The sequence below is a fragment of the Kitasatospora sp. NPDC088548 genome (assembly GCF_044753005.1).
Lineage (GTDB): Bacteria > Actinomycetota > Actinomycetes > Streptomycetales > Streptomycetaceae > Kitasatospora.
Genome location: NZ_JBIVMI010000003.1, coordinates 112,974 through 126,515, shown reverse-complemented (window position 1 = coordinate 126,515; position 13,542 = coordinate 112,974). Strand labels below are relative to the sequence as shown.

The 13,542-nt window shown below is 69.9% G+C and carries 12 protein-coding genes, 1 pseudogene and 1 CRISPR repeat array; of the genes and pseudogenes, 2 read left to right on the top strand and 11 right to left on the bottom strand.

Translation table 11 applies throughout. From position 1 onward, the window contains the following. Window positions 1-76 precede the first annotated feature (76 nt). The 3 genes from ACIP82_RS06050 to ACIP82_RS06040 form a co-directional block, all read right to left on the bottom strand. Entirely contained in the window at window positions 77-823 is a 747-nt protein-coding gene (locus ACIP82_RS06050; RefSeq protein ID WP_400651358.1) for a hypothetical protein, read from the bottom strand. Continuing rightward, window positions 823-1,224 (bottom strand): hypothetical protein, encoded by a 402-nt coding sequence (locus tag ACIP82_RS06045; protein WP_400651355.1) that lies wholly within the window; start codon window positions 1,222-1,224, stop codon window positions 823-825. Before ACIP82_RS06045 ends, ACIP82_RS06050 begins: the two co-directional genes overlap by 1 nt. Before the next feature lie 280 nt (window positions 1,225-1,504). Next, complete coding sequence (locus ACIP82_RS06040) at window positions 1,505-1,702, bottom strand: hypothetical protein (protein ID WP_400651352.1); 198 nt, start codon at window positions 1,700-1,702, stop codon at window positions 1,505-1,507. A 422-nt stretch (window positions 1,703-2,124) separates the two neighbouring features. On the opposite strand from ACIP82_RS06040, the pseudogene ACIP82_RS06035 reads away from it, so the two are divergent. Next, window positions 2,125-2,208 (top strand): annotated as a pseudogene (locus tag ACIP82_RS06035) (hypothetical protein); the annotation flags it as partial. Between the two features lie 413 nt (window positions 2,209-2,621). Beyond that, a CRISPR array of direct repeats spans window positions 2,622-2,893; the repeat unit is 28 nt; unit sequence GAGCAACCCCCGCGAGCGCGGGGCCGAT. Between the two features lie 18 nt (window positions 2,894-2,911). Here the strand turns inward: ACIP82_RS06035 and cas2e are convergent. The 8 genes from cas2e to cas3 all read right to left on the bottom strand — a co-directional run bounded on the left by cas2e (window position 2,912) and on the right by cas3 (window position 12,461). Continuing rightward, window positions 2,912-3,190, bottom strand: a complete 279-nt coding sequence (gene cas2e / locus ACIP82_RS06030; protein WP_400651350.1) for a type I-E CRISPR-associated endoribonuclease Cas2e — start codon at window positions 3,188-3,190, stop codon at window positions 2,912-2,914. Then, window positions 3,187-4,215: a type I-E CRISPR-associated endonuclease Cas1e gene (gene cas1e / locus ACIP82_RS06025; protein ID WP_363613845.1), complete on the bottom strand. Its 1,029-nt coding sequence runs from the start codon at window positions 4,213-4,215 to the stop codon at window positions 3,187-3,189. Before cas1e ends, cas2e begins: the two co-directional genes overlap by 4 nt. Before the next feature lie 3 nt (window positions 4,216-4,218). Beyond that, a complete protein-coding gene (gene cas6e, locus ACIP82_RS06020) occupies window positions 4,219-4,980 on the bottom strand; it encodes a type I-E CRISPR-associated protein Cas6/Cse3/CasE (protein ID WP_400651347.1) in 762 nt (253 codons plus the stop codon). Window positions 4,981-4,985: 5 nt separating this feature from the next. Then, window positions 4,986-5,846, bottom strand: coding sequence for a type I-E CRISPR-associated protein Cas5/CasD (cas5e, locus tag ACIP82_RS06015; protein WP_400651344.1), 861 nt, complete (start codon window positions 5,844-5,846; stop codon window positions 4,986-4,988). Continuing rightward, window positions 5,846-6,982, bottom strand: a complete 1,137-nt coding sequence (gene cas7e / locus ACIP82_RS06010) for a type I-E CRISPR-associated protein Cas7/Cse4/CasC (protein WP_363613839.1) — start codon at window positions 6,980-6,982, stop codon at window positions 5,846-5,848. The genes cas5e and cas7e overlap by 1 nt, the downstream gene beginning before the upstream one ends. 64 nt (window positions 6,983-7,046) lie before the next feature. Beyond that, a complete protein-coding gene (casB, locus tag ACIP82_RS06005) occupies window positions 7,047-7,652 on the bottom strand; it encodes a type I-E CRISPR-associated protein Cse2/CasB (protein WP_363613837.1) in 606 nt (201 codons plus the stop codon). Further along, on the bottom strand, window positions 7,642-9,282 hold the full coding sequence (gene casA / locus ACIP82_RS06000; protein ID WP_400651341.1) for a type I-E CRISPR-associated protein Cse1/CasA: 1,641 nt from the start codon (window positions 9,280-9,282) through the stop codon (window positions 7,642-7,644). The genes casB and casA overlap by 11 nt, the downstream gene beginning before the upstream one ends. Window positions 9,283-9,569: 287 nt before the next feature. Continuing rightward, complete coding sequence (cas3, locus tag ACIP82_RS05995; RefSeq protein WP_400651339.1) at window positions 9,570-12,461, bottom strand: CRISPR-associated helicase Cas3'; 2,892 nt, start codon at window positions 12,459-12,461, stop codon at window positions 9,570-9,572. 827 nt (window positions 12,462-13,288) lie between these two features. Between cas3 and ACIP82_RS05990 the strand changes: the two genes are divergently transcribed. Then, window positions 13,289-13,480, top strand: coding sequence for a YegP family protein (locus ACIP82_RS05990; RefSeq protein ID WP_400651337.1), 192 nt, complete (start codon window positions 13,289-13,291; stop codon window positions 13,478-13,480). The last annotated feature ends 62 nt before the right edge of the window (window positions 13,481-13,542 follow it).

The following is a 13,542-nucleotide window of genomic DNA, read 5'->3' as shown; positions in this document are numbered from 1 at the left end:
TCCGGGCCGCATCCGGATGCGACCCCTGCGACCAGCCCCAGGCACACCAGCGTGATCCGCCAAGTCCTCTGCTTCATCAAGGCAACCACCACTCGTTGTCATGAAGAACGACGGATTCAAGATGAAGATCCATCACGCAGCCCTCCCCCGCCCTGACCACCGCTTCCAGCTCTACGTGCTGTCGTGCTCCATGCAGATCGATGTCACCGGTCTGGTGATCCCCGCTCAGCGTGATCGACTTCGCGCCGTCGCCCAGGAGGCGGATCTCCGCCCTGGTGCCGTTCATCGCGGCACAGACCCCGTCCGGGTAGTGATCGTCCAGGCTGATGCGCACCCGCAGGAAGCTGCGGGGGCTGGGCCCATCAACCACCATCGTCGCCCTGCCGTTGTCGGCCAGCGACTGAACGTCGTGCGGGGTCACCTGGCTGGTGACGTTCACGGCCACATCACCGTGGCCGGCCAACGCCCTTTGCCAGGCAGCGGCGAGCACTCCGCTCACGATGACACCACTGATGAGCCCGAGGTACCCGACGGCCTTCCGCCTGGTCCGTCCGAGAAGCCACCAGAGGCAGAACCCGGCGACGATCGCGCAGATGACCACCAGCAGGACGTACGACACGACCTGGCTGCCGGAGGCGGCGGGCGACAGGAGGATCCCGGCCACCGCCCCGACCAGCACCACGAGCAGTGCGATCAGTTGCGGCCCATGCCCCCCGAACCTGTTGTACTGGTCACCCGAACCGCTGTGCATGGCGGTCTGTCCGCCGCCGACCTCGACCTCCGTTCGATACGTGGGCGGCCCGTCCGGCCCCGTATCCACCATCAGTTGAAGGTGACGTTCTGGTCGCCAGAGCCACTGTTGACGGCGGCCTTTCCACCGTTGACGGTGACACTTGTCTCGTGCCGTGCGGGTTCGCGGCCCAGGGCGGTCAGCTCGCCGACGAGTGCGTTCAGGTCCGCTGTACGCATCTGTGCCAGCGCTGCTCGGATCGCCTGCAGCCGCCGAGCGCGATCGCTCTCGTCCTCGCCCTCCGCACCGGTCAGCAGGTCCTGCCAGTTCGGAAGCCCGGCCTCCGGCTCCTGCGGTGACGGTGCGCCACCTCGGTGACGGACCAGAATCTCCCGCGCCCGCCCGACCAGTTGCCCCCAGTCAAGTCGAGCCATCAGAGCAGCAATTGCGTTCACGCCAGCTGTGACGGCAACCGCCCCGAGCTCCTCGCCCATCCTGAACTCCGATCATTCATGGCACTGTTGCGGCCCATCGTAAAGTGGAGAGGGCCTCTCGTCTGCCTCTTCGCAGCACCAAACATCGTCCGGTGGGGACGAGTTCGACACCGGTCAGGCATGGAGATCATTCCCTGCTGTCGCAGCACGTCACGAGCCCGAGAGGCCCCGGATTCACGCCGCCCCCGGCCGCGTCGAGATCGGGACTCAAGGGGCGAAACAGGTCTCGGAAGGCATCACCGAGGCGGAGCCGGCGGAACGGAAGTCGCCTCACAACCCATCACCCCAGCCGGACCTGGCCCGGTTCCACCCTTGCTGTCGGCGAACCACTTCGAGCAGGGGTGCCGACCCGGCGATGCGCCTTCGGCTCCACCACCGTCGACCGGGGCGCCGTCCGGGTTTCAAGCGTGGCGGTGGGGGTGTGCGAGCCGTCGACGCCGTGGTCCTCCAGCCGTTGCAGCGTGGTGGCGACCACCACCAGCGCCTGGTGACAGTTACCGGCGGTCCCCCTCCCGCGGGTACGGGCGGACGAACCAGTACACCTCAAAGCTCCACCTGGTCGAGGCGGCGCAGCAGCCGCTCCTGGCCGGGCTTCGCCTTCGTGGCGTGCTCGGCCGCAGTGAGCGGCGGTCGGCCGGGCCAGGCCCGCAACGACGGGCGGGTAGACCGTGCTCCAGTGTCGGCCGGCGCGGACGGCGCCGTTATGCTGGGCCGCCCTGGCCCAACGACCTGGTGCGTGATTGCGGTGGCGATGTGACTGCCTGATCGTGCGCTCTCAGTCAGGCGGTCCTACGTTGTTGATGGGTTGGACGGGCCAGTCGTACGGTCCTGAGGCCCAGAGACGCCGGGTATGGCTTTCAGGCGGTTGCCATCGATGGTTCGGTCGCCGACCAGGCCCGCATGCGCCGCGACCTCACGGTGCTGCGGCCGGACGACGAGCACGCCGTCGAGCTGCGGATCCTCACCGGCCGACGAGCGGACCTGAGCACCGACCGAACCCGCCGGATCAACCGCCTGCGCGGCCAACTCAACGGGATCTTCCCAGCGTTGGAGCGAGGCCTCAACCTGGACAACCAGGGACCGCTGATCCTGCTGACCGGCTACCAGACCCCCGCCGCACTGCGGCGCACCGGCCGCACCCGGCTGACGACCTGGCTCCGCCACCGCAGGGTCCGCGGCGCCGAAGCGCTGGCCCAGGCCGCCACGGAAGCGGCCGAACGCCAGCACACCGCCATCCCCGGGAAGGAAACCGCCGCCCAGGTGATCCACACCCTGGCCAAGGAGGTGACGGGCCTCAACGAGCAGATCACCGAGATCAACAAGCTCATTGCGGCCCGGTTTCGCGAACACGACCTCGCCGACGTGATCGCCAGCATGCCCGGCATCGGCCCACTGCTGGGACAACCCCGCGAGCGCGGGGCCGATCAGCTCGCACGCACGCCAAGGTGATCAGCAAGAGAGCAACCCCCGCGAGCGCGGGGCCGATACCCGAGGTGAGAACGCGTTCCGCCTGCCGGCCGAGCAACCCCCGCGAGCGCGGGGCCGATTCCGCGCTACCCGTTACCCTGGGCATCAATGGGGAGCAACCCCCGCGAGCGCGGGGCCGATTTCGTCCCGGCGCCGGTTCAGCAGCTCTTCGAGGAGCAACCCCCGCGAGCGCGGGGCCGATACTTCGTGACCTGCGGCGTTACCGACGAGGCCGGGCCGAGAGAATCAGTCCGTCAAAGTCGACGGGCTTCCAGCGGTCCTTTCCCGCTGTCCGCACAGTCCAGCCCTGCTCGTTGCCGGCAGGCTCGACGAGGACAGCCTGGCCGTCGCCAATGCGGGTGGCGAGGAGTTCCCAGAGGCGGTCGCGGATGCGACGGCTGGGGTTGCCGACGAAGACGCCCGCGTTGACCTCGACCATCCATCGGGTGAGGTGCCCACGTAGGCCTTCAGGGGCTGCGACGAGGATGATGACGGTCATCGGCTGTCCTCTGATGTGTCCTGGTCGAATTCAGGCCCGATGATGGCCACGTGCTCGTCGCCCATGCCGGAATCAACGACCGTGTCGGCCGGCAGGCTCACAGCGGCTGACCAGTTGACGCCGCCCTGAACCGTCCCGACCCGCTCGTCCCAGAGTTCGTTGACCTCGGCGTCGGGCATGTCGATGCCGTCCGGGCTGAGAAGTGCCTTCACATCGTGGACGATCCGGCCCAGGAGTCTGTCTTCGGCAATGCGGTCACGAAGACCGAGGCGGGCGTCTCGCTCTTCGGTATGTCCGAGTTTCGCGAGGTCGAAGGCCAGCGGGATGGTGTATTCGGCCTTGTACAGGTCGGCGATGTCGAGGACGAAGGAGGTGGCCAGGCCGGTGTGGACGAAGCCGAGGCCGGGGCTTGCTCCGAGTCCGGTGATGACGGCGTGGCAGATGCCGTACAGGGCCGCGTTGGCTGCCGAGAGGAGACGGTTGAGGTCGTCGCCGGCGGCGTGGGCGTCGCCGGCCTTGTAGACGCGACCGTTCCACTCGACGCCGGTGCGGCGGGACTCGGCCTGGTACAGCTTGCGGATGCGGGCGCCTTCACGGCCGCGCAGTTGCTGCATGGTGGCGGCGCTGACGTCTTCGCCGGGGAACCGCATGCGGTACATGTTGCGTGCGACGGCGAGGCGTTCCTTGGTGCGGCTGACGAGCCAGGCCTGCCGGTTGAGGAGGGCGGCTCCTCTGCTGGGGCCGAGTCCGGCCGCGTACATGCGGACGCCCTGTTCGCCGACCCAGCAGATGGTGGTGCCGGAGTCGGCGAGGAGGTTGACGGCGCCGTGGGTGATACGGGTGCCGGGGCCGAGGAGCATGACAGCAACCATGGCGGCGGGGACGCGTACTGTCTCGCGTTTGTTGACGACCACCACGGCGTTCTCGTCCCGGTCGATGTGGCTGCGTTCGACGTAGACGCTGGAGACGCGGTCGGCGAGGCGGTGCAGGTCGTGGGGGTGGGCTTTCCACCAGATGTCGGCCATCGGTCAGCGCTGTCCGCTCGGCAGTGGGGCGAGGGTGAGCAGGCCGCAGCCGTAGGCCTTGGACGGGCCGATGCCGCCGAGGAGGGCGGTCTGGAGGAGGTCGGGGTCTGTGATGCGCAGGCGTCCTTCGAAGGTGGCGGTGGTGAGGGTGACGGGGGTGCGGGTGCCGGGTTTGGTGAAGGTGCGGCGGCTGCGGTCGGTGATCCTCACCTCCTGGGCGGGCGGGCCGTCGGTGGTGGAGGGTTCCAGACCGGGTGCCGGAACGTCGGTGCGGGCGGCGGGGACGGTGAAGCCCCAGCGGGGGGTGCGTTCCAGGAACCAGGTGAGTTGCTGGGCCGCGGTGCGGTGCGCGATGCGGTAGGAGCGGTGGTGGAGTTCGGCGGCGGTCTTGGTGCGGTGGGGGCTGGACTTGTCCGGCGTGGAGGTGTTCTGGACAGGGCTCGCGGTGAGCCGGAAGCCGAACTCGCGGCCCGTGGCGAGTTGGGCGATCAGCGGGCTGTAGTCGCGGATCGCGTAGTGCTCGCCATCGGCGTCCGGCCATCCGGCCTGTTCGACGATGTGGGTCCAGTCCGGTTTGGCCGGGGTGAGGACCAGGAGCACGGGGCGGCGCGGATGGTCGGCGTCAAGGCGCCAGAGGATCCGGTCGCCCGGGGCCTGGTCGGGGATGCCTGCCATGACGGCGCCGTGCAGGGCACGCGGGTTGGCGAGCAGGGTGCGGCTGGCCGCGCGCAGGGGGTTGATGCGGACGCGGGAGAGATAGGTCATCGGGGTCACCAGCCCAGCAGGGCGAACGGGTCGTGGCCGCCGTCGGTGGCGGGCGGTTGGGCGGCCCGGGCCGCCGCGGAGGGGGTCAGGCCGGTGGGGACGTTGAGCCAGGTATGGCGGATACGCCGGGCAGTGAAGCCACGCCGGTGCGGGGCGAAGGACAGCGGCACGTCCTGCAGGACGTCGTCGCCGGCCGGATCGTCAAGGGTTGCTGCCAGGTCGATGCGGTCCACGGGGAACGGTACGAGGCCTCGCTCGGCACGTCGACGATAGACGTCCATGGCCGATCCGCCGGCCTGCCACGGTTCCTTGGCGAGGACGGCTTCCAACGTGTCGGCGCGAGGCATGCCGAGGACGACCGGTTGGGTGGGGACGCAGGAGCGCCGGCCGAGCGCGAGGGGGAAGGCCGGGTGGCGGATCGCGTCGCAGAGCGCCGTGACGAGGTCGGCCGGACCTTGAACCGCGGCGAGGAACACCGCGTCCTGGAGGTAGTAGCGGTGCGTGACGTGGGTCTCTTTGGCCGGCGAGGTGAGTTTCTGGACGCCTTTGGCGTTGACGCCGGTCTGGGGCAGCGGGCGGCCCCGGTAGTCGCTGACGGTGTGGTAGTCGCGCAGGAGGGTACCGGGCTGGTCGATGCGCACGCCCAGGCGCAAGCCGACGAGGTCGGTGATGTCTGCCTCGCGGGGGCGTCCGGCGGCTGCGGCGAGCAGCCCGACGACACCGGACTTGGTGGGCTGTGGTGGGGTGTCGCGGCGGTTGAAGGCGCTGCGGTCTCCCCAGGACTGGAGGGGGCCGGCCAGGCGCAGGACGAGCACGGCCTGTGCCTGGCCGGTCAGTTCCTCGGCGGCTGTGGGGTCGGCGGGCATCAGTTGTCCTTCACCCGCTCGGTGAGGGCGGCGCGCAGACCGTCGCGGAGCTTGGCGAAGGTCTGGTTGGGGCCGAACGCCTGCTTCAGCTGGGCCGCCTCGGCGCTCTCGTCGCCCAGGGTGTGACAGATTCCCACGTACTTCGGGGTGTCGCCCCACTGGCTGGTGGCGACGGTGAATTCCTCGGCGAGGCGGCTCGCCGATGCGGCGACGATGCCCTCGCCGGTGGGGACGGCCTTCTCGTAGGCGGAGACGAGGTTCACGGGCTGGTCGGTGCGGACGACGACCGCGACCAGGCTGGGTCGGGTCCGGTGGGCGAAGGAGTTCCCGTAGCCGGTGGGCATGGATCGGGCGAACGAGTCGACGAACAGGTCGATGGCGTCGACGGCGGCCTTGTCCTCGCCGAGGTTGTCGACCAGTTGGTGCAGGCCGACGGTGGCATAGCGGTAGAGGGTGGCGGAGTTGAAACCGATGGTGCCGATCATTCCGGCGCCGGTCTCATCGGCGGTGTTCTCGTCGTCGACGGCGGTGTAGTAGTCGAATTCGAGCTCGGTGGCGTGGGTGGAGATGGCGTGGGCGACCTGGGTGGCGGCGTCGACGTTCAGGCCGGGGATGTCGGCGACCATGCGGCCGAACAGGGCGACGTCGGCGGGGTGCCCGGTCTGCAGCTGTTCGCGGACCGGGAGGTCCTTGACCGCTTCGTCGAGCTGTTTGTCGTCGAGTGCGGCGAGGTCGGTGGCGGTTCCGGCGACGAGGTCGACGATGTTCTCCAGCTGGCGGCGGCCGAAGAAGAGCAGGTACGCGGTGTCGCCGGCCTTCTTGCCGGCGGCGATGCCCATCGGCTTGAGGAGCGCGCCGACGATGCGCTGGGCGTCGTCGGCCGTGATCTGGGTGCGCTGGGCGAGACGCTTCGCGAGCTGGGCGGCGATCCGCTTGGTCCGGGTGCCGAGGTCCTCCTCGTCGCGGCTCTCGGCGAAGTGCATCCGGGTGGCGCGCTTCCAGGCCTGGGAGGAGACGCGGGAGCGGCGCTTGCCGCCGAAGTACGCCTCCTTGGGGTTGCCGTTGTCGTCCCGATTGAGGTTGGCCGGCGGGACGGTCTGCAGGATGTGTACGTCGATGTACAGGCGGTCGGTCATGCGCTTCTCCTCGGGAGTGACGGGACAGGGTCGTGCCGGTGCGGGTGGTGCGCAGGGGTGTGGTTCAACTTGTGGACGGAGCTGGGGCCTTGCTCTTCCACGCCTGGTAGCCGAGGGCCCACTTGAGGCGGACCTGCGGCCGTCGGTCGGTGCTGTGCCAGTCCTGGATGTCGGCCATCAGGTGGTTGTAGTCCAGGGGTTGGCCGATGGTCCGCAGTTGGGTGATGAGGCCGCGCAGATGGACCAGCAGGGCGGAGACGCTGGTCGCGGCGGCCAGTTGTGCCACGCGGGTGTCGAGCGCGTCCTCGCTGTACTTGCCGCTCTGGCGCAGGTGGCGCAGCGCGCCGCCGAGTTTGACGCCTTGGCGGTGCATCGGCTGGGCCTGGCTCTGCTGGTGGAGACCGAAGAGGGCGAGGGCCGCGTGTTCGGCCTTCTGTTCGTCGGAGACCTCGTCGCGCAGCGCGAGTACGTCGTTGACCTGGCTGCGGTAGTGCGGCCACATCTTCGGGCTGTCCATCACCGGGCGTCCGAGGCCGGAGCGCAGAGCCGCCAGTTCCTCGCCGGGCGGGCGTCGTGGTTGTCCGGAGAGCGGGTCGATCCGCCAGGTGTGGTCGGGGGCCGTGTACCGGTCCCAGTAGCGACGTTCTGTGGTGGCCTTTTCAGTAGTCAAGGTCGGCTCCGGGGAATGGTTCTGTGAAGTCCTGCGAGTAGGCAGGTCGGGCGGCGGCTGCTGCCCGCACGGCGTCGGTGTAGCGGGGAAGGATGTCGCGAACCTGACGCCGGAAGTTGTCGGCTGCCGTGCCGAGGGAGAAGGTGTGCTTCTTTCCCGCCTTGCCGGGCTGGTCGGCGGTCCGGCCACCGAACGCGTTCGCCGGTACGGCGAACAGGAGGGCGTTCGCCCGGTCCCATGCCTGGCGGGCAGCCAGTTGCTCCCACGCCAGCCGGCCGCGTTCCAGGAGCTCGTCGTCGCGTTCGGCCCGACGGACGCCGACCAACAGCCGGCGGACCACGGGGTCGAGGTTGTGCAGGAGGAGTTCGCCGGGCCGCTGGCCCTTGTCCCAGGGGATCGGTTCGGCTCCGGAGGCCCGGCGCAGGTCGGCGGAGAGGTTGTTCACCGCCCGGGAGAGCAGCTCCGCCTGTTCGGCGACGTCCAGCAGGAGCTGGTGGGCCTCGCCGTCCTGGTGCAGGGCGAGCAGGGGCAGGGGGATGGCATCGTGGATGACGTCTTCCACGACGGAGGACTGGTTGCCGTAGACCATGCCGAAGGTCTCGACCTGCAGTGGGTAGTCGGCGGGGAGTTGGCCGGCTTCCTGCAGGGCGCTGATCTGGTCGAGCAGGACGCTGGTCTCGAAGACGCCGCCGTTGCTCTGGCGGATCGGTGCGAGCAGTGCCTCGAGGCCACGCCACGCGGCCTTGCCCTGGACGTGGCGGCGCGGGCGGCGTTCGGGCAGGGCCGAGGCCGTCTTCTTGGCGGGCGGGGTGAACGTCCAGGCGGTGTGCGGCTCCAGTTCGGGCACTGCGGTGAGCCGGTCGCCCGCGCTGATGACCACCCGGGTGACCTTCAGTTCGCCGGTCTCGTCCTGGTGCGGGATCAGCCGGATGCGCCGGGCCTGCCACGTCCACAGGTCAAGGAGTCCTTCGGCGGCACGCGGCGTCCACGCCGGGCCGCGCGGGTCCTGTTTCCACTGCGGTAGGCCGAGTTCGGTCGGCGGGGTGATGGGGATGTTCAGCATGAGGGTGTCGTACAGGGTGGGACCGGCGGGGACGATGACGCCGAGCTGTCCGAGGGGGCCGGTGGGGTTCCCGGTCGTTTTTCCGGCCTTGACCTGTGGGTCTCCCACCACTCCGGTCTTGATGGCCGCGGTGTCCCAGCAGTGGGTGTGCAGCAGCCAGTGGGCGGCCTGGGCGGGCGTCAGGTCGAGCGGGTCCGCGTCGGTGCGGCTGGCGAACAGCGGCACGTTGTTGCCGCTGGCTGCGGTAGCCACCAGGGTGGCGGTGCCCTTCGTCTCGTCCTTGGCCGTTCGCAGACCGGCCACCTGTCCGAACGGGGCGACGGGATCGAACAGGTCGAAACGCGTGCGGTGCTCGTCGAGGTAGGCCAGGATCTTTCTCTTCTCGTCCCCGGTGAAGCCGCTGCGCGCGAATCGGGCGGCCTGCTCGGGCAGGTTCCGCGGTGCGCCAATGGCGTCGGCGACGACGGGCAGCAGGATCTGGCGCAGAAGGGCCGGGAGTTGCGTGGCGAACTCGACGGCCAGGCCCTCGAACTCGTCCGCCCGCGTCAGGGTCTCGGCGAGTCCCATCGGGACGGGGGGTCCGCCGCCCAGCGGACGCGATGTCAGCCACGGTTCGTCGACAAGGTTGTACCCAGGCACGCGCTTTGCTCCCAACTGGCCCTGTTTTAAGCCTGCGTGAGTTCATGGTGGCACCAACCGTCACTCGCTGCGGGGTGAATGCTTGAATTGCCCCTCAGCCCTGCGGCCTGTACCGGCAGGGATGGCCCGTGGCCGTGTTTACGAGCCCTTGTGGGCCGCAAGTCGGCCCCGCGTTCGCGGGGTTGGGGGTGGGCCGGGCGTGTACCGGCCCACCCTCATCCGAACCGGCGTCCGCCGCTCACCACGAGTCCGAGCAGATCGTCGTAGCGCAGGCGGTAGTCGCCCAGGACGGCCTCGCCGCGCTCGTCGAGTTCGAGCGCCAGGCTGTAACGGAGCCATGGGTGGTCGCGCCAGCCCGGCAGCGGTCCGAGCTCCTGCTCTGCCAGGGACGTCAGGGAGACGGGCAGCCGCACGGTCCCCGCGAGGACGTCGTCCACCACCTCGGCGGCCACCTCGCCGCCGGGCCCCAGCTTCCGGCCGGTCATCGCGTACACACCCTTGTCGTCCCGGCGGACCAGGACCACCTCGGCGCTGCGGTCGCCGTCCCGCACCAGGGCCTCGAACTGCCCTTCGGCCAGGGTGCCGTGGCCCCCGTAGTGCAGCCCGGCCAGCGTCGGCTCCCCGTGTTCGCCGGCCCGGGTGAGCAGGTACTTCGCAGCTTCCGCCCGACGCTGTTCCTGCCGTTCCTCCCAGTCCTGCCGGGCCTGTGCCTCGGCATCCGCCCACTCGGCGGGGACGACCGGGCCGGTGCCGTAGACCCGTGCCACCAGCTCCGGCACCTGTCCGGGGACGCTCCACACTCCTCCGTCGGCCTTCGTCACCTCGGCTGCCGTGCGCAGCAGGAGGTACCGTCCGTAGATCTTCTCGGTGGCCGGCAGGATCCACGGTGGGCCGTCCCCCGAGAGACGGGTGCCGGTAATGAGGACGGTGGGCTGCGCCAGCAGGGCCGGTCGCTTCACCCCGTCGTGGCGGTGGAGGCGTCCGATGCGTTGCAGGAGCAGGTCGATCGGTGCGAGATCGGTGATCAGCAGGTCCGCGTCGACGTCGAAGGACTGCTCAGCGAGTTGGGTGGCGACGAGGATCAGCCTGCCCGTACGCTCCGTCCCCGCGCCGGGCGGCCCGAGCACGCGCAGGGCGCCCTGCGTTCGGTCCGCCCGGTGCCCGGCGTGCAGTCGACCGTGCAACAACCGCAGCTCCTTGGTGCCGAACTCCTTCCGGAGGGCCTCGAAGGTGGCCTGGGCGCGGGCGACAGTGTTGCGGATGACCAGAACGCGCCCGCCCCCGGCAAGCCGCTCCTTCAGGTGGTCGACCACGGCGGCATCAGCCGCACTCGTGCCCGCCTGCTCGACCGGGGAGCCCGAGTCGGCGGCCGGCTCGTCGATTACCTCGACACGCACCGGCAGGTCCTCGCGCCAGGACTTCGTACTGTCCACCAGCAACTTCGGCCCGTCCTGGTCCAGCCAGGCCGCCGTGACGCTCGGGTAGCCCACCAGTTCAGGCAGTTCGACCGCCGCCGGGGCCTCGGCCGACTGCGCGCCTGCCAGGTAAGCGGTGACCAGAGTGCGCCGCTGGTCCGGCGGCAACGTGGCCGAGAGCAGCAGCACGGGGACACCTGCCTGCCCGAGCCACCACAGGCCTTCCAGGAGGAACTGAGACATGTAGACGTCGGCGGCGTGCACCTCGTCGAGGATGACCACCTTGCCGACCAGGCCGGCCATGCGCAGCATCACATGCTTCGTGCGGGTCGCGGCGTACAGGAGCTGGTCGATGGTGCCGACGGCGAAGGGGCTCAGCAGCCCGCGGCGGCGCCCGAGGAACCACTCGGCGGGGGCTCGGCGCTCCGGGCCCCGTGCGGTCTCGCCGAACGAGGAGGGCAGGCCGTACTCGTCCTCACCCACCGAGGAGTAGCAGGCGTCGGCGTCCTGCCCCCACTCCCCCGCGTCGTCGAGGAGCCGGCGCCACTCCTTGTTGAACATCCTCTTGCCGTGCAGCAGGGCAACCTGGTCCTCCAGCCCCTCTTCGATCTCCCTCAGCCACGACCGGACCTGGGTGAACATGGGATCTGCGGTCGCCTGGGTCGGCATGCCCAGAAAGACGCCGTCCGCGCCGTGGCGCGCCGCCATCAACTCGGCCGCCGCCAGAGCGGCCTTCGTCTTCCCCTCCCCCATCGGCGCCTCGACGATCACCAGGCCCGGGCCCTCCATGCGGCGCACCACGTCCAGTACCAGTTCCTGTGACTGCCTGGGTCCGTGGCCGAAGCGGTCCTGGAAGGTCTCGGGTCCGGGCACCGCCAGCGAACCCCAGCCACCGCGCAGCCCCAGCTTCGACCAGGCAGCGGCCGCCCGCTTGCGCGCGCCGGCCATCGTGACGCGGGACAGGTCGGAGATGCCCTTGAAGTGCCGCTCGTCGCTGGCGATCCAGTCCGCCATCACCACGAACCCGGACAGCTGCAACTGCACGGCGCGAGACGGCACATCGATCGGTTGCACCCCGCCGAGCACCGGCTCACCGGCGAAACCCAGCTCCCGGGAGAACACCTCGACCAGCGCCGACTGCGCCCGCCGCCACGCCGGGGTTTTCCCCTGCAACTCCTCGTTACGCTTGGGCGGAGTCAGCTGCCCCAGACCAGGGAACGAGCCGTGGTGGCCCGCCACCAGCGGCCAGACCCAGTCGACGTGCTCCTGGGGCCACTTCGCCTCCGCGAGCAGGCCCCGCAGGATGCGGCCGCCCGCCTTGTCGTGCCGCCAGGACTTCCCGGCCACCGCGTACTTGTTCCACGACAGCCCCGCCTTCCGTACCGTGGCAGCGCCGGCGGCGTCGACGTGCTGGAACGCGGGAGTCGCTTTCCCGCAGTCGTGGATTCCACAGAGCCAGACGAAGAACCGCCGCCCCTTGTCCCGACCACCCGCCAGGGCTTCCAGGCGCCAACGGGTCACTGGTGGAAGGTAGTTGTCCCAGATGATCTCCGCCACGGCCGTGGTGTCCAGCATGTGGGAGAGCAGAAGGTTGGTCTCCCCGCCCGCCCTCCCGGCGGACTTGCCCCACAACGCCCCCAGCCAGCCCACGACTTCAGGCGGGATCCCACGCCAGCGGCTATCACCGGTCATGCCCTGCCTCCCATCCCGTAGGCTTCGGCAGCGTAGGGCACTGCACTGACAACCCACCAAGCGGGCGGGGAGACCTGGTAATGAGCCATCCTGTTCCAGCGCGACCGAAGCGCGAACCAACTAACTCAATCGCGGCCCTGTAGTCCACAACGCCCCAGGTCAGCAAGTGTCGGCCCCGCGCTCGCGGGGGTTGCTCCCGCGTTCGTGGTACCCGGCTGGTGGACCTTGGGTCGGCCCCGCGCTCGCGGGGGTTGCTCCTAGCCACCTCTGCCATGGAGTTCTTCGTCCGGCCAAGGTCATGATGTGGACACCGCAACTCGTCGGCCGGTTCGTCGACGCCCACGCCGACCACGCGCTATCCGATCTGGGGCACTTCATGGCTTTCGAGGACCACGCCGAGCGAAGCTGTGCCCGGCCCTGGAGCGAAGTCGGTCTGGTCGAGCGCCAGTGCACGACCAACCAGCAGGCCGCAACCCGGCCGACGCCTGCGGCGACGGATCCGCCCACCAGCCCGGAGCTCGCGGCGATATGCAGCGTCCGTGCGAAGAAGACCGGCGGGAATCGGGGGCAGCCGATTCCCGCCCGGGCCGCGGAGGCTGCCGAAGGTGGTGACCGGCGCCGTGTCGGTCGCCACCTTTCTCCACCCTGGGGCGCTCGGGTGGGCAGGGCTGCGGCCGCAGCCCCGGGGAGGGGCCTCCGGCGGCTTCGGGTCCGGCGCGGCCGATCGGTGTTCGGTGACCCGGATGGCTCATCTGGCGTGCGGTGAAAGGGATTTGGACCTACGGTGCCGTTCGAGGGGGCCACCCGCACGAGAGGTATCAACTGCCATGGCAGGAAAGTTCGAACTTTACACCGATGAGAGCGGCATGCACCGGTTCCGGCTCAAGGCGAGCAACGGGTCCGTCGTGGTGACGGGCGACCCGTACGAGAACCGGGACGACTGCATCAGGAGCATCGAGTCGATCAGGAAGCTCGCGCCCTACGCGGAGCTCAAGGAGACGGCGGCCGGTCCGGCCTGAGGCTCCGAGCGGCCCTGTCGCAGGCAGGACGGCGGGTCGGTGGTGCAAATCGCCGACCCGCG

What these genes read in the sequence shown, in the direction of transcription:
- ACIP82_RS06050 (WP_400651358.1), bottom strand. Translation starts at nt 823, where the DNA reads ATGGTGGATACGGGGCCGGACGGGCCGCCCACGTATCGAACGGAGGTC.
- ACIP82_RS06045 (WP_400651355.1), bottom strand. Translation starts at nt 1,224, where the DNA reads ATGGGCGAGGAGCTCGGGGCGGTTGCCGTCACAGCTGGCGTGAACGCA.
- cas2e (WP_400651350.1), bottom strand. Translation starts at nt 3,190, where the DNA reads ATGACCGTCATCATCCTCGTCGCAGCCCCTGAAGGCCTACGTGGGCAC.
- cas1e (WP_363613845.1), bottom strand. Translation starts at nt 4,215, where the DNA reads ATGGCCGACATCTGGTGGAAAGCCCACCCCCACGACCTGCACCGCCTC.
- cas6e (WP_400651347.1), bottom strand. Translation starts at nt 4,980, where the DNA reads ATGACCTATCTCTCCCGCGTCCGCATCAACCCCCTGCGCGCGGCCAGC.
- cas5e (WP_400651344.1), bottom strand. Translation starts at nt 5,846, where the DNA reads ATGCCCGCCGACCCCACAGCCGCCGAGGAACTGACCGGCCAGGCACAG.
- cas7e (WP_363613839.1), bottom strand. Translation starts at nt 6,982, where the DNA reads ATGACCGACCGCCTGTACATCGACGTACACATCCTGCAGACCGTCCCG.
- casA (WP_400651341.1), bottom strand. Translation starts at nt 9,282, where the DNA reads ATGGGACTCGCCGAGACCCTGACGCGGGCGGACGAGTTCGAGGGCCTG.
- cas3 (WP_400651339.1), bottom strand. Translation starts at nt 12,461, where the DNA reads ATGACCGGTGATAGCCGCTGGCGTGGGATCCCGCCTGAAGTCGTGGGC.
- ACIP82_RS05990 (WP_400651337.1), top strand. Translation starts at nt 13,289, where the DNA reads ATGGCAGGAAAGTTCGAACTTTACACCGATGAGAGCGGCATGCACCGG.